Raw genomic sequence first — 14,322 nt, 5'->3', positions numbered from 1 at the left:
CACGCCAGCGGCCACCGCCGCCGGCCAAACTGACACTTCCGCGGCGGCCGGTTGAACCGCCCGTCTTTCCAGTCGCGGCTTATCCAATTGATGCGCTCCAGCGAACCTGTAACACCGAAGATCCACATCAGGCAGGGGTAACCGCGTGTGCTCAGATCGCCCAGCTGGGTCGTGCATCAGCGAAGCGAGCGGTCCTGGACCCTTTGCGGAAGTGAGCGGGCATCCCCCGGGAAGGTGCCGTCCCGCGGCGTGCTACAAAGAACGATCCGACCGGGAGCTAACCTCGGACTGACGGAAGTCGACTCCGCAGCCGTCGAAAGATGACCGCTTGATGAAGGAAGCCAAGGGCATGCGCACCGTCGACCGCACCGCCGGGGCCCGCGTGCTGGACGTTCCGGTTTCACGGCGATACTTGGACGGCGGCATGGCCGAGCAGGTCATGGTTCAACCGGGTTGTCTGGTAGCTGTGAACGCCTCGGTGGACCCGTGGTCGGTTGAGCTCGTCGAGTGTAGCTTGGCCAACGCGATTCGCGACGGTGCTCAGTGGTGATCGCGTAGTGCGAGGGAACAGCCGACGTCGTCGCTGCGGTCCGCCGTGCGAGAGCGAATCAGCTGGAGATCGCCGTGCAGTGCGGCGGAGGGCGCATGGCAGGGTACGCCTCGACGGACGGCGAGCTCGTTGTCGATTTCTTGCGCATGTGTGGGGTGAAAGTCGACCGCGCCGGGGAGACGGCGTGGGTGCAGTGTGGCGCCGTTTGCGGAAACGTCCTCGTCGAAACCCTGAGCTACGGCCTGTGGCTGCGGTCGCCGGTGCCGGTCCCACGACGGGTATCGGCGGGGAGAAGCTCCGCGGTGGGATCGGGCCGGCTCTGCTTCGGTTGAGCTGGTCGCCACGGCCGAAATGTCTTCGGTCAGCGAGTCAGTTGTCGGTTCCGCGGGCGGAGTAGGGAGTCCGGGCAAAGATTCGGCGCACGGCCGGAACGAAATGCTCGAGGGGAAGGGTGTCGTACTCAGGATCGAACGAGGGGCAGTCCCAGTCGCGGCAGAACGCCTCGCAAGCATCGAACCAGGGGCGGCTGCGGAATTTCTCGCGGGCGTTCGGATCCATACCGATCTTGTCCCAGTAGTACTTTCCCTGGAACACGTCGTGCTGCTCTATGATCCAGTGCGTTCGTTCGCTCACATACGGTTTCAGGATCGTAGCCGCGAAATCGGCATGAGCGTACGGAGCGAGATCGTCACCGATATCGTGCAACAGCGTTGCGACCACCAGCTCCTCCTCGGCACCGTCGCGTTCGGCTCGCGTCGCAGCTTGCAAGGAGTGCTGTAGGCGGGTGATCTGGAACGGCTGGTCGGTTCCGGGCGACCCCAAGCGGGTCAGTTGTTCCAGAACGCGTTCGGCCAGGGTCGCCAGGCTCGCTGCTCCGCAGCGCTCGACGATCTCCCAGTCAGCCCTCGTGCTTTCGTCAATCCGGGTGAAGCTCGCCTTCTCCACTAGTCCTCCGTCAGCGGTTTTCGAGCGGGATGGGGCGGCTCAGTCGGCGTAGTCGGGATAAATACGCTCGACAAGGCGAACCAGAGATTCCCAGGCGAGCTGGGAGCCGATCTCGTCCTGGAAGTCGTCGCCGGTCTCCTGGCCCTCCGACTGCCGGGCCGTGTGCTCGCAGATCTCGGGCGAGGGGATGACGGGACTTGCGCCGCCGGACAGAGCGTCGATCTGGATCTGGCAGCTGCGGTCGAGGTAGAACATGCGCAGGAACGCCTCGGCCGGCGACTCGCCGAGGGTGAGCAAGCCGTGATTGCGCAGGATGAGGGCGCGGTGCGGGCCGAGGTTCGCGACCATGCGGGCCTGCTCGTCGAAGTTGAGCGCGACCCCCTCGTAGTCGTGGTAGCCGACGCGGTTGTAGAAGGACATCGACATCTGGTTCAGCGGCAGCAGCCCGTTCGACTGGGCGGCAACCGCGCATCCCGCGCGGGAATGGGTGTGCAGCACGCACTGGGCGTCGGGCCGGCTCCGGTGGATCGCCGAGTGGATGACGAAGCCTGCTGGGTTGACGACGGCGTCACGCTCGGGCCCGACCACGTTGCCGCCGAGATCCACTACAACGAGGTTCGAGGCGGTGATTTCCTCGAAGGACAGACCGTACCGGCTGATGAGGAAGCGGTCTCCGGGACCGGGGAGCCGGGCGGAGATATGGGTGAAGATCAGGTCGGTCATCTTGAAGTGGTGGACGAGCCGGTAGACAGCGGCCAGCTCGCGGCGCAGCTGGATCTCCGCGGCGTCCGGCCCGGCGGTGCTTGCTTCTGCCCTGACTTCGTGCGCGGTGGTCATGACTGGTTACTCCTTGCAACGGCGGTGGACGCGACAGGTTTGCTCGCGTGAAAAGTGGATATAGAACCGGATTTTCCGCTTCTGTTCGTCTTCTCGATGCGCTCGGACCAGAAGCGTTCGAACCCGGCTGTCGCCGAGCGCTGAGCGTGTTCTCTTCTCGCGCCAGGTCCGCTTTGACACGACCAGGCCTGGCGGGTTTTGGCGACGCCACCCATGCCGGTGAGGGGCCCCGGCGGTGGACTGCTACAACTGGCGCATGGCAGAGAGATCGTGGCCCCAACCCACGGAACGGTCCGCTCCACGGGTTGCGTGCTCGCTTGCTTGCTGGGCCCTTTCGGGAGACCACGGAGTCCTGCGTGCCGTGCCGGCCGAGCTGGCGGGAAGGGCGCGGGCTCGGCCCGCACCGCTGATCCCGGTACGTCATCACATCGGCTCAGTGACGACCTCGACCTCCGGGCCGTCGGGGCGGTTTTCCACCAGGGCGGCGAGTTCTCGGAAGTAGGTGTCCGGGTCGACCGCTCCTTCCGGGGCGTGCACTCCTGGTCGGTCGACCTCACCGCGAGCCATCATCAGCGCTGCGATCGCCAGCGGATAGCCGGTCATTTCGCCCATGTTGGCGTTGGGTAGGATCAGGGGCTGCGCCCCTGCCCGGATCGGTGCGCCGTTCTTGCGGCCTTCGGCGACGGCGAAGAGATTGGGCAGCTTGGGGGCCGGACCGGCAGCCTTGCCGACGAGATTCGGTTCGCGGAGCAGCTGAACCGAGGCAGAATACACGTCCAGCTCACCGGCTCGGACGCGGGTAGCGATGCGCTGAAGCGCTTCCATAAGCCCGCGCCGTGACACCATCAGGTTGAGCGATTCCTTGACCTCGGGGCGGGTGCGCGGCAGGGTCAGTGGCTCCGGATGGCCGCACACCCATGCCGCGTCCTCGCCCCGGCCGGGGTAGGATAGGGAGATCTCCTCCAGCGCATGGTCGTCCGTGAGCACGCCCTGTCGCCAGGTTTTGATGGCTTCGGTGCAATTGTGCACCCAGTGCAGGGTGGCGGCGCTGGGCACTGGGTCCGGGGCGTCCGGGGGGAGCGTGGGAACCCCTGAAGCCCGCCACACGGTGTAGGCCCGGTCGACCTCGTCACACTTGTTCATTGCGAGCAACGCCAGGAGGTTGCTGGTGCCGGGACTCGCACCCATGCCCAGCACTGCGGTCACCCCGGCGGCGCGGGCCGGGGCGTCCAGCTCGAGCATCTCGAGTGTGGGCTCCCAGTCGTCGCAGATGTCGATGTAGTTGGTGCCGGCGGCGATGGCGGCGCTGAGTACCTCCCGCCCGAAGCGGTAGAAGGGGCCAGCGGTGTTGAGCACGATGTCCACTCCGCCGAGCGCGCGGGCGAGCGCATCGGGTTCGGAAATGTCGAGTGTCAACGGGGAAGCCTTCGAACCGAGCTCGGCGGCGAGGGATTCAGCCCGCGCCTGGTCCCGGTCTGCGACGTACACGACGTCGACCTCATCGGCCTTGGCGAGTGCCCTGCAAGCGTAGGCTCCCATCTCGCCGGCACCGCCGGTCACGAGGATGCGCTTCGTACCTGCGGAGATCGTGGAACTCGTCTTCATGTCCCCGATTGTGCAGGCGCACAGTGGCGAAATGTTCTCGCCCGCCCGCCTTTCTGCCCAGACGGGGGAGCGGACCACGGCGAAGAAGCTTCATCGTTTCCCGGTTCGCGCAGGCGAAACGCGAACCGCCGCGCGTCCGGCGGCCTGAATGGTGTTCAGTCCGATCCGGTGCCACGCGGCGGCCGGTGATGTGTCTTGTAGCTCGTTCCAGAATGATGTTGGTAGTTGGCGGTAGTAGATGAGGACGCATCCGAGCTGGAGGAGTCCGAGGTGGATTTCGGCTCGTCGTTCGTAGCGGATACGGAGTCGTTTGAACTCGTGCAGCCAGGCGAAAGGGCGTTCCACGACCCACCGGACGATCCCGAGACCGGAGCTGTGATCCGTGTTCTTGCGGGCAAGGCGTGGGACGATGTCCCGATCTACGGGATGCCGCCGCCTTCGTTGATCACATGGTGTTTCGAGCCGAGTCGGGGCGGGCCCGATCGACGAGCGAGGAGCCCGTCACTGCCCTCCTTTCAGCACCCGTACATGCGAACCATCCACCACGCCCGTATCTAGGTCGAGTCGGTCCAAGTCCGCAGATGGACCAGCAACGGCTCGTGCACCGCCTCGAAAGCCCCGGCATCTGTCAGGTCCCGCAACCTCCGCCAGGCAGATCACGCCCGAACACCCGGCGACCTTGTGCGGCAACCCGCCACGTGATCCGGGTGCTGAGCACCAACACGATTCCGGCCAGCGCTGCTCGATCGTCGATCGGCAATCTCCCGGGACGCTGACGGCGACCGGCGACGTGGCGGACGTGGTGGCAGCAAGGGCTTCACGAGCTGTTAGGCGTCCCGGAATCGTTCCCGGAGCGCGTCGCGGTGCCGGAGCCGCGAGATCGCGGCTGCGACCACCACCAGCAGCGCGAACCCGGCGGTGACCGCGAAGCCCACGGTGTACAAGTGCTCTGCAGGAAGCCCGGTGATGGGATCCGGCTGTGCCGTCAGCAGCCCGGTGAGCACTGCCGCGCCGAATGAGTAGCCGATGGCCATACACGTGCCCGCCATCCCGCCGGCCATCCCTGCCTCGCCTTCTGACACGACCAGCTGCGGCACTGCGAAGGCTCCGCTGTAACCCGCCCGGCTGCCCAGCCCGATCAAGGCGGAACCGACGAGGTACTGCCACAGGTGCTGGTGGGCGATCGCGAGCAAGCCGAGACCGACCACGCAGACGACCGCGCCGACGACGAGGACCGTCCCCGGACGCCCGCTCTGGATGACCTTCTCCGCGGCCTTGCCGCCGACCCACATCATCAGCGCGAACGGCACAACGACCAGCCCGGTACCCAGTGCGTCGAGACCGAGCCCGTACCCGGCTTCCGGGGGAGTCTGGGTGTAGTACGTCACCGCGAGCAGGAATCCGGCGTCGATAGCGCCGAAGAGTCCAGCGGAGACACATGCTGTTGTGACGTACGGCCTCTTCAACAGCTTGACGTCGAAGACCGCTTCCGGAGAACGTCGTTCCACCACCGCCCACATCACGCCAGCGGTAATGCCTGCCAGGAGGAGCGCGACCGCGCCCCACCCCCAGGTAACGCCTTCCGTCAGGGCGAGCAGCACCAGGGTGACCCACCCGATCATCCACAGCGTGCCGAGCACACCTACCCGGCTCGACGACGCCGGCTCAGACGACGGGATAACGACGGCCAGCGCGACTGTGGTCAGTGCGAACACCGAAGCCAGGATGTAGAAAAAAGCGTCAAGTGACAGAAACTTGACCGTCAGCCCCCCGCCGACCATCCCGCCGACAATTCCTGCGCCCGAGGACATCACCAGAACGCTCACCGCTGTCGAGACAGCGGTGCCAGGCAGGTGCCGACGCAGGAATCCGAGCGTCAGCAGCATCGCTGAACTCCCGAAACCGAGCAGCGCGCACCCTACGAGCATGGCCAGGTACGACTGCCCAACAGCTGCCACCAGCGCCCCGGAGGTCAGAACGATACCGGACACCACGGTGATGCGGCGATCGCCGAGCACGTCCGCGATGCGTGGCAAGAGCACGAACCCCGCTCCTCCTCCTAAAGTCAGCGCGGTGAAAATCCACGCGGACGCGGAAAGCCCGATTCCGAACTGCGTCTGCATCAATGGCAGCAATGGCGGCAACATGACGGATACCGCATTGGTGACGACAGAAAGTAGAAGGGCGACTCCGATCAGGGCGCCTCGTCTTGAGGCACCGCTTGGTGGAGCTGCGGTGGATCGGTCGGATCGGACGGAATGGACGTTCTCTGCCATTTTCGTCTCCAATGGTTTGGTGCCGGAGCCCGGCCGAGGCCGCGCAGCGTACAGCGGGCTAACCAGTACTTCTGCCTGTGTTGAGGGGAACGCGCCCAGACGGGGGGTCTGTTGTGGTTGACGCGGCGAAAGGAGCTAGCGGTCGCACCCAAGGAACGTCAGTCCGATTTATGGATGCTTAAGTTGATTCGGCATATTCCGCTTTCGTACCTGGAGGCCCCTTCGAGATGATGATCAGTAAATGGCGCGCGGGTGTGCGATCGGGATTAGGTCAGGGCTGTCGTCAGGAGCGGCAGTGTGGTCGCAGTTGACCGGCCTGGGCGATGAAGTGCGAGATCTGAAGAGCTAGGGGTTGGTCGGCCAAGTTGCCCTCGATCCCGAGGAGTGTGGCCAGCGTCGTAGCCGCCTCGCTCCTGAACGAGCAGGACCGCTCGGAACACTGCGACAGGGTTTCGGAGCGCTCGGGCAATCGTGCTCGGCATCTCCTGCCAGCGCGTGGGCGTGCTCATGAGTAGCTGGCCCTTTGATCGCGGAAAAGACAGCTTGCGCCGCGATGGTGCGGCCTCGCTGGGGCACGTTCGAACTGTGCCCATGCACGGGATGCCTACGGCTGTCCGGTGCTGACTGTCTCGAGTGGATGTTGAGCATCCGCCCGGTGCGGATGGGTGCTGGCGTGCCAGCAGCCGGGTGAGTGGAGAGGCGGACGTTTGCGATCAGGACCGGAAACGCGGCTGCCTTCCCTGGGTGAATGCGGCTGCTGCCTCACGCGCGTCGGAGCTGAGCGCTGCCTCGACACTCGCGGCGGTCTCGCGGCTCATCACCTGCTCGGGAGCGCCTTCCCAGCCTTGGTCAAGCAGTTTTTTGGCTAGCCGCAACGCCGTCGGAGACTTGTCTCGCAATGCTAATACCAGGCGGTCGACTTCGTCGTCCAGGCCGTCGTCCGGGACGACGCGATTGACCAGGCCCCAGGTGTGCGCTTGCCCGGCGTTGAACGGTTCACCCAACATGATGATCTCTTTCGCGATCGCCATGCCGGCAGTCCGGGGCAACCGCGCGGTGAATCCGTTGGTTACGACTAGGCCGACGGATGTCTCAGTAAAGCGGAAAACGGCTGACTCCCCGGCGACGATCAGGTCCGCGCTCAATGCGATCTCGGCTCCACCGCCGATCGCATATCCGTGGACGCGGGACACTACGGGCACCGGACACGCCTGGATTCGGCGAGTGATCTCGTGCAGAGCGTCGGTAGTCTCGGCCAGTTCCTCTTTGCTCATCCGGGTGCTCCGACTGTGCTCGGCCGACCATTTCAAGTCGTGACCGCTGGAGAACGCGCGGCCGGCACCCTGGATGACCACTGCGACCAGATCGTCTTCAGCTTCGCGGAAAGCGTCATCGAACGCTCCCAAGAGTTCGGGGGTGAGCGCGTTCAATCGGTGTGGGCGGTTGAGTGTGATGGTGACGACGTCATCGGTTCGTTCGACGAGAACCGTCGGTTCGGTCATAGACCGCAGGCTGCCGGTAGCGGGCGGGGGATCCCGCGACCGGCGTCAGAATTGTGCCCGAGCGGGGGAAGGGCCAGACACGAAAAGCGGATAGCGTGCTGCGCTAAGCAAGCGCTTAGTTTGGGTTGAACAGTGTGTTTCGTACTACCAGGGAGGTGCCGATGCCTGATCGGAGCGGGCAGTTCGCGCACTGGACGGGGAACGGCGGAAGCCGGCGGACGGGACTCGCGGCCGGTCCGCGACAGGGCTGCCATAACAGCGAGGAAACAGCATGCTGATCGGGGTGTTCAAGGAGGACCGGCCGGGGGAGACGCGGGTCGCGGCGACTCCGGAATCGGTGGGCAAGCTGCGCGGGCTGGGTTACGACGTGGTGGTGGAGCCGGGCGCCGGGCTGGCGTCGGGGTTCGTCGACGAGGCGTACGCGGAGGCGGGCGCGGCGGTCGGGTCGATCGCGGACGCGGACATCTTGTTCGGGGTGAACGCGCCGTCTTCGGAGCAGTTGGATGCGGTGAAGCCGGGGGCGGCGGTGGTGGGCCTGCTGGCTCCTGCGTCGAAACCGGAGTTGGTGGAGGACTTGGCGAGGCGGCCGATCACGGCGTTAGCGATGGATGCCGTGCCGCGGATCTCGCGGGCGCAGTCGCTGGACGTGCTCAGCTCGATGGCGAACATCGCCGGGTACCGGGCGGTAGTGGAGGCGGCGCATAGGTTCGGGCGGTTCTTCAACGGGCAGGTGACGGCGGCGGGGAAGGTCAACCCGGCCAAGGTGCTGGTGGTCGGCGCGGGTGTCGCGGGTTTGGCGGCGATCGGTGTGGCCGGGTCGCTGGGGGCGGTTGTGCGGGCGACGGACCCCCGGCCGGAGGTGGCTGATCAGGTGAGGAGCCTGGGCGGGGAGTATCTGTCCATCGAGGATCCGGAGGCGGAGATTTCCGCGACGGGTTACGCGAAGGAGATGGGCGAGGATTTCAAGGCGCGGGAGGCGGAGCTGTACGCGGCCCAGTGCAAGGACGTCGACATTGTTGTCACGACGGCGTTGATTCCGGGTCGTCCGGCGCCACGGATCATCACCGGCGAGATGGTGGCGTCGATGAAGCAGGGTTCGGTGATCGTGGACATGGCCGCGGCGAACGGCGGCAACGTAGAGGGTTCGGTCGCGGGGGAAAGCATTGTCACGGACAATGGGGTGACGGTCCTCGGGTACACGGATCTCGCGGGGAGGCTTCCGGCGCAGGCGTCGCAGTTGTACGGCACCAACTTGGTGAACTTGATGAAGCTGATGACGCCGGAGAGGGACGGCCGGCTAGTAGTGGACTTCGAGGACGTGGTGGTCCGGTCGATCACGGTGGTGAAGGGCGGCGAGCTGACATGGCCGCCACCGCCGGTGCAAGTCTCCGCGGCACCCTATGCGGCCGCAGCGGCGCCGGTGAAGGAGGAACCGAAGAAGGAGCCGATGTCCTCGGGCCGCAGGCTCGGGATCGTGCTGGGGATCGCGGCGGTGGTCTTTTTGCTAGCGGCGTTGGCTCCGGCGGCGTTGCTGCCGCATTTGACGGTGTTCGCGCTGTCAATCGTGATCGGCTATTACGTGATCGGGCACGTGCACCACGCGCTGCACACGCCGTTGATGTCGGTGACCAACGCGATTTCCGGGATCATCGTCGTGGGCGCTCTGCTGAATCTGGTCAGCGGCAACACGTTGGTCATGGTGTTGGCGGCGGTGGCGACCTTGCTGGCGACGATCAACATTGTCGGCGGGTTCGCGGTGACGCGCCGGATGCTCGCCATGTTCTCCCGCAGCTGACCCGAGAGGCGTTCCTCAGATGACTGTGCAAACTGCGAGCCAGGCCGCCTACATCGTGGCAGGGCTGTTGTTCATTCTAGCGCTGGCTGGGCTATCCCGGCACGAAACTGCGCGAGTCGGCAACCATTTCGGCATAGCCGGGATGATCGTCGCGGTGATCGCGACCATCGCGCAGGCAGTGTCCGGGGAGATCACCGGCACGTCGATCGCGTTGGTGATCGTGGCGTTGGTGATCGGCGCGGGGATCGGGTTGCGTCGGGCGGCGCTGGTCGAGATGACCGGGATGCCCGAGCTGATCGCCCTGCTGCATTCGTTCGTCGGGTTTGCTGCCGTTTTGGTGAGCTGGAACGGGTATCTGCAGGTGGAATCGGATCCGTCCGGGGGCGAAGCCACGCATCTCGACAGCTTCGGCATGTTGGGGATTCACAGCGCCGAGGTGTCCATCGGCGTCTTCATCGGGGCAGTGACGTTCACCGGGTCGATTGTGGCGAACCTGAAGCTGTCGGCGAAGATCAAGCCCGCTCCGTTGACGTTGCCCGGCAAGAACGTCCTGAACCTCGGCGCGCTGGCGTTGTTTGTGGCGTTCACCGCGTGGTTCATCGCCAGTCCGGCGCCGTTGCTGCTGACCGTCGTCACCATCATGGCTCTCGCGCTCGGTTGGCATCTGGTCGCCTCGATCGGCGGCGGGGACATGCCAGTGGTCGTCTCGATGCTGAACAGCTATTCGGGCTGGGCCGCGGTGGCGTCCGGGTTCCTGCTGGAAAACGACCTGCTGATCATCACCGGCTCTCTGGTGGGCTCGTCCGGTGCGTACCTGTCCTACATCATGTGCAAGGCGATGAACCGGTCGTTCCTTTCCGTGATCGCAGGCGGATTCGGCATCGAAGCGGGCCCGTCGGGGGACAAGGAATACGGCGAGCACCGGGAAATCACCGCAGAGGGTGCGGCGGAACTGCTCACCGCGGCCTCACGGGTGATCATCACGCCGGGGTACGGGATGGCGGTCGCGCAGGCGCAGTACGGGGTGGCGGAGCTGACCCGGAAACTGCGCGACAAGGGCATCGAGGTCCGCTTCGGCATCCATCCGGTGGCCGGACGCCTGCCCGGGCACATGAACGTGCTGCTGGCCGAGGCGAAGGTCCCGTACGACATCGTGCTGGAACTGGACGAGATCAACGACGACTTCTCCGACACTGACGTGGTGCTGGTGATCGGCGCTAACGACACCGTGAATCCGGCTGCTGCCGAGGACCCAGACAGCCCGATCGCGGGCATGCCGGTGCTGACCGTGTGGGAGGCAGCGAATGTCGTGGTATTCAAGCGGTCAATGGCTTCGGGCTACGCGGGCGTGCAGAACCCGCTGTTCTTCCGCGAGAACTCGGCGATGCTCTTCGGCGACGCCAAGGACCGCGTCAACGACATCCACTCCGCATTCTAGGTGAGTAGGAAAACAGGCACCTTTGTTCATATGGGACGACCGCGCGACAGTGACGCTTGTGTCATGTCGGATTCCGCCCAAGTCGTCCCCGCTGGCTCCGTCGCCAAACGACAGGCAGCAGCTCTGTGTGACCTTGCGACGCGAGAACTTTGCTGAGGAAGATGCCGGTCTTTCGCCGCACGGTCGGGTCAGCTGCGCTGTGCATCGGCGTTGGCTCTGTCAATGCGTTTTTCGCCCGCGCATGCAATCCGGGTCACTAGACATCGTATGTGTCGGATTTGCGACATGGCCGCGGGAGCCGGACTGCGCGGCGAAATCGCCGAGCGCTCCGGGCCTGCCGAGCGCCGACGACACTCGGCAGGCCCGGAGACGACCGGCGGCCTTGGGAAGTGCCAAGCCTGGCGGAGTAGGTTACCGGCCGAGGCGGTCGGTCAGCCGGTCGGCGATCCAGCCCAGGCGGATGGTCGCTGGGTTGACAACCCCGGGGGCGAACCGTGGAAGTTCCCGCCACACGGTGCGCAGATCGTCGTGCATGCCTTCGCCGCCGAGGAAATCTGCGAGAAGGGTTCCGAGGTAAGGCGCTTGCGGCAGTCCGTGTCCGTTACAGGCCATGGAATAGGAGACCCGCGGGGTCGCTTGCCCGGCGACGGCCAGGTTCGCGGGCGTCATCCCGATCCACCCGCCCCAGGCCCGTGCCGGAGCGATGTTGCCCAAAGTCGGGAACCGGTCGCGGAAACCTCGGATCAGATCCTCCACGATGGACTTTTCTGGCAGTCGGTCAGGCCGCGGACGCCGGGACATCTGCAGGTTCCGAGTGCTGAACACGATTGTGTTCCGGTCGGTCGTCCGGAAGCTCTGCATGATGAGATGGGTGGTGATGATCGGGACCCGGCTGGTCCACCCCGCGGCGTCGAGGAGTTCCGGCGGCACAGGTTCGGTTTCGACTGCGGTCACCCACACCGGAGTGCTGAGATGGCGGGGCGCGATCTCCAGCTGGTTCATGAAGGCGTTGGTCGTTAGGATTGCCCGTTCGGCGCGGATTCGCCCGCCCGGCACCGTGACAGTGACTGAATCGCCGTTATCGGCGACCATCCGAACCGGCGTCTGTTCGAAGACTCGGACGCTTGAGCTGCGAACGAGTTCCCTGACGCCGAGAGCGAACTCGGCGGGGTTGAGGACGCCGCCGACGCGCAGATGGATTCCACCGTGGAAGGCCGGTGGAATCCCTGCTTGAGCGGCGTCCGCGACTGTCGACCGCTTGCCCGACTTCGTGGTCGCGAGGACGCGGCGGAACCCAGCCGCCGTGGTGGCGGCGGAGAATACGCCGGTCTGCCGGTAACCGCAGTCGAGGCTTTGCTCGCCGATGAGCTTCTCGGTGTGCGTCACGGCATTTCTGGCGAACCGGAACAGGCCGGTCGCACGGTCGGGGTAGAAGCGCGCGAGGATCCGCGGATCGCTGCCGATTGTTCCGGTGACGTAACCGGCATTGCGTGCACTGGCGCCCCATCCGCAGAGGTCCGCCTCCACGAGGGCGACGTCGTGTCCTAGTTCCGCGAGCCGCAGTGCGGCCGCCATTCCACCGAGTCCTCCTCCGAGCACGGCGATTTCGCACGATAGGTCGCCTCGCAGCGAAGGTTCGAGTGTTGCCGGCCGGTCGGCCCAGCCGCTACCGGACAAGTAGGTCATGTTCACCGGGCAAACTCCGTTCACATCTGTTCGGCGACGACTTGCACGACCGGGTCGGACGGTCGGTTATCGGCGAATTGCGAGAGCTGGTCAAAATAGATGTCGTGGTCGACTACGTTGGCCGTGCATGCCGAGCGAGCTGAGCTGGCGCTGCCACAGCATCAAGGCGGCGACTTCGACGAGGTATCGCCCGACCTCGCCCGTTTTCGCAGATGGCCTGATCAGCGTCGACGTTACCGACACGGGTATGCAAGCGTCCTCGGCGCGTTCGGCTACCGAGACAAGATCCCCGTGGATCGTCGCGGCGCTGGCCGCGGGACAGTTGACGCTGGGTTTAGGCGTGATCGACTCAGCGAAACTGAGAACGTCGAGTTCGCCAGACCGGCCGCGGAGCCATGCCGAATCGTCGCTGATACGGTGGTAGCTGAGCTCGATCTCATCGAGGGCGCGGGAATCGGCGAGTTCCCCGCCGCGGCGGATCTTGTCCGGCTCGGCGCAGTAGTGGATCAGGCGTTCGCTCGCTGCGTTTGGCTCTCCCTCCTCGCAAGGGTACGGCGGATCGGGCCCGACAATGAGCTTCGCGATGTAGGCCCGCTCGACCACGTCGTGAGCGTTCATGCAGAACATCGCCAGCAGGGTGCCGGTCCTCGCACCCATGCCGAGGCCCCCGGTGGCTCCGGCAGCCCGCGTAGTCCTGTCGACTCGGAACATCTCTGCAGGCGGCTCCCGGGCGTCGCAGATTTCGAGGTAAATGGGTGTCCGTCGGGATTGTTGGGACCAATACTTCGTGGCCGAACCGGTATGATGGGTCCGCGCAGTTGAGCACGATGCCGACCACCTGTAGAACGGCGCGGAGCGCGGCAGCATCCGCGAATTGTCAAGTCCGGTCGCTTGCGCATTCGCGCCGAGTCGTGCGGTTAGTCCGGCGGTGCGTTCGACATCGCGGTTGGAGTTCACGGTGGCCATGACCTCCTCTGTCTGCGCGAGCACACGGCAGGCGTACCTGGCCATCTCGCCGGCTCCGCCGGTCACGAGGAACCGTTTGCGGGCATAGGACCTCCAGGCGCACCTATCATGCGTGCATTGTGGAGGCGCCGCGATCTGGCGGACGTCTTACGCAGCTGCGTTCTGCCCGTCCGGGGGAGCACTGAGCGCCACAAGGTCTGTGCCCGCACGGAAATCCCAGGTGGCCAAACCCGCCGCCTGCGCGGCGGCCAAGGATTGCCGGGCGGCGATACGCGTGGTCCGCGCCTTCCGCGAAGATCTCCAGCGGACCTGTCGCGTGTACGCCGGCCCGGATCGGGGACGCTTCGGCTAGCACTTCCTTCCGTGGACTCCGCTCGGGCGGAAGTGTGCAGTCGGTTTTATGAAGAAGCCGATCACCGAATTGTGGAGCGTGGCCCACCTTGTATCAGGCTGATTACAGCACTGGAGAGCCGGGCAAATAGGGGGTGTGCTACTGGAGTGTTCGGGCACGCGGTGATTGAAGAATGTTGAACCGTTGACGTTCCGTAATTCACGGCACATGCGAGGACGAGCTCCGTGAAGGCGGCGACGTGGCGGGCCGCAGGGGCATTCGCTACGGCCAACGCTTCCGCGCCGTGCGAAGATCCGATTACTGGCGCACACGAGCAACTCGTCGGGGACGAGCGCTCGGACCAGCGCCGTGCCCGCGAATTCACAACCGA

Annotated in this window: 10 protein-coding genes and 2 pseudogenes; 4 read left to right on the top strand and 8 right to left on the bottom strand. The window is 65.4% G+C overall.

What is annotated here, in order from left to right; translation table 11 throughout:
• Window positions 1-349 precede the first annotated feature (349 nt).
• The gene (locus ACYVF3_RS13015; protein WP_461154499.1) at window positions 350-550 is read left to right on the top strand and encodes a hypothetical protein; all 201 of its coding nucleotides are present in this window, start codon (window positions 350-352) and stop codon (window positions 548-550) included.
• Between the two features lie 26 nt (window positions 551-576).
• A pseudogene (locus ACYVF3_RS13010) lies at window positions 577-882 on the top strand (FAD-binding protein); the annotation flags it as partial.
• 37 nt (window positions 883-919) lie between these two features.
• Here ACYVF3_RS13010 and ACYVF3_RS13005 read toward each other — a convergent pair.
• The 6 genes and pseudogenes from ACYVF3_RS13005 to ACYVF3_RS12980 form a co-directional block, all read right to left on the bottom strand.
• The gene (locus tag ACYVF3_RS13005; RefSeq protein ID WP_461154498.1) at window positions 920-1,495 is read right to left on the bottom strand and encodes an HD domain-containing protein; all 576 of its coding nucleotides are present in this window, start codon (window positions 1,493-1,495) and stop codon (window positions 920-922) included.
• Between the two features lie 39 nt (window positions 1,496-1,534).
• The gene (locus tag ACYVF3_RS13000) at window positions 1,535-2,332 is read right to left on the bottom strand and encodes a class II aldolase/adducin family protein (protein ID WP_461154497.1); all 798 of its coding nucleotides are present in this window, start codon (window positions 2,330-2,332) and stop codon (window positions 1,535-1,537) included.
• A 423-nt stretch (window positions 2,333-2,755) separates the two neighbouring features.
• The gene (locus tag ACYVF3_RS12995) at window positions 2,756-3,937 is read right to left on the bottom strand and encodes a saccharopine dehydrogenase family protein (RefSeq protein ID WP_461154641.1); all 1,182 of its coding nucleotides are present in this window, start codon (window positions 3,935-3,937) and stop codon (window positions 2,756-2,758) included.
• 213 nt (window positions 3,938-4,150) lie between these two features.
• A pseudogene (locus ACYVF3_RS12990) lies at window positions 4,151-4,758 on the bottom strand (transposase); the annotation flags it as partial.
• 6 nt (window positions 4,759-4,764) lie between these two features.
• A complete protein-coding gene (locus ACYVF3_RS12985; protein WP_461154496.1) occupies window positions 4,765-6,213 on the bottom strand; it encodes an MFS transporter in 1,449 nt (482 codons plus the stop codon).
• A 713-nt stretch (window positions 6,214-6,926) separates the two neighbouring features.
• A complete protein-coding gene (locus tag ACYVF3_RS12980) occupies window positions 6,927-7,715 on the bottom strand; it encodes an enoyl-CoA hydratase/isomerase family protein (protein ID WP_461154495.1) in 789 nt (262 codons plus the stop codon).
• 271 nt (window positions 7,716-7,986) lie between these two features.
• Between ACYVF3_RS12980 and ACYVF3_RS12975 the strand changes: the two genes are divergently transcribed.
• The gene (locus ACYVF3_RS12975; RefSeq protein WP_461154494.1) at window positions 7,987-9,510 is read left to right on the top strand and encodes a Re/Si-specific NAD(P)(+) transhydrogenase subunit alpha; all 1,524 of its coding nucleotides are present in this window, start codon (window positions 7,987-7,989) and stop codon (window positions 9,508-9,510) included.
• A gap of 19 nt (window positions 9,511-9,529) precedes the next feature.
• The gene (gene pntB, locus ACYVF3_RS12970; RefSeq protein WP_461154493.1) at window positions 9,530-10,948 is read left to right on the top strand and encodes a Re/Si-specific NAD(P)(+) transhydrogenase subunit beta; all 1,419 of its coding nucleotides are present in this window, start codon (window positions 9,530-9,532) and stop codon (window positions 10,946-10,948) included.
• A 411-nt stretch (window positions 10,949-11,359) separates the two neighbouring features.
• Here the strand turns inward: pntB and ACYVF3_RS12965 are convergent, their stop codons facing one another.
• A complete protein-coding gene (locus ACYVF3_RS12965) occupies window positions 11,360-12,634 on the bottom strand; it encodes an NAD(P)/FAD-dependent oxidoreductase (protein WP_461154640.1) in 1,275 nt (424 codons plus the stop codon).
• 90 nt (window positions 12,635-12,724) lie between these two features.
• Window positions 12,725-13,600 (bottom strand): hypothetical protein, encoded by an 876-nt coding sequence (locus ACYVF3_RS12960; RefSeq protein WP_461154492.1) that lies wholly within the window; start codon window positions 13,598-13,600, stop codon window positions 12,725-12,727.
• Between the last annotated feature and the right edge of the window lie 722 nt (window positions 13,601-14,322).

The sequence above is a fragment of the Saccharopolyspora tripterygii genome, from assembly GCF_054778355.1.
Note: the sequence above shows the minus strand (reverse complement) of the source record. Positions and strands in the feature narration are given on the sequence as shown.

Excerpts from the sequence above, each read along its gene's own strand:
- ACYVF3_RS13015 (WP_461154499.1), top strand. The coding sequence starts at position 350 with ATGCGCACCGTCGACCGCACCGCCGGGGCCCGCGTGCTGGACGTTCCG.
- ACYVF3_RS13000 (WP_461154497.1), bottom strand. The coding sequence starts at position 2,332 with ATGACCACCGCGCACGAAGTCAGGGCAGAAGCAAGCACCGCCGGGCCG.
- ACYVF3_RS12995 (WP_461154641.1), bottom strand. The coding sequence starts at position 3,937 with ATGAAGACGAGTTCCACGATCTCCGCAGGTACGAAGCGCATCCTCGTG.
- ACYVF3_RS12985 (WP_461154496.1), bottom strand. The coding sequence starts at position 6,213 with ATGGCAGAGAACGTCCATTCCGTCCGATCCGACCGATCCACCGCAGCT.
- ACYVF3_RS12980 (WP_461154495.1), bottom strand. The coding sequence starts at position 7,715 with ATGACCGAACCGACGGTTCTCGTCGAACGAACCGATGACGTCGTCACC.
- ACYVF3_RS12975 (WP_461154494.1), top strand. The coding sequence starts at position 7,987 with ATGCTGATCGGGGTGTTCAAGGAGGACCGGCCGGGGGAGACGCGGGTC.
- pntB (WP_461154493.1), top strand. The coding sequence starts at position 9,530 with ATGACTGTGCAAACTGCGAGCCAGGCCGCCTACATCGTGGCAGGGCTG.
- ACYVF3_RS12965 (WP_461154640.1), bottom strand. The coding sequence starts at position 12,634 with ATGACCTACTTGTCCGGTAGCGGCTGGGCCGACCGGCCGGCAACACTC.
- ACYVF3_RS12960 (WP_461154492.1), bottom strand. The coding sequence starts at position 13,600 with ATGGCCACCGTGAACTCCAACCGCGATGTCGAACGCACCGCCGGACTA.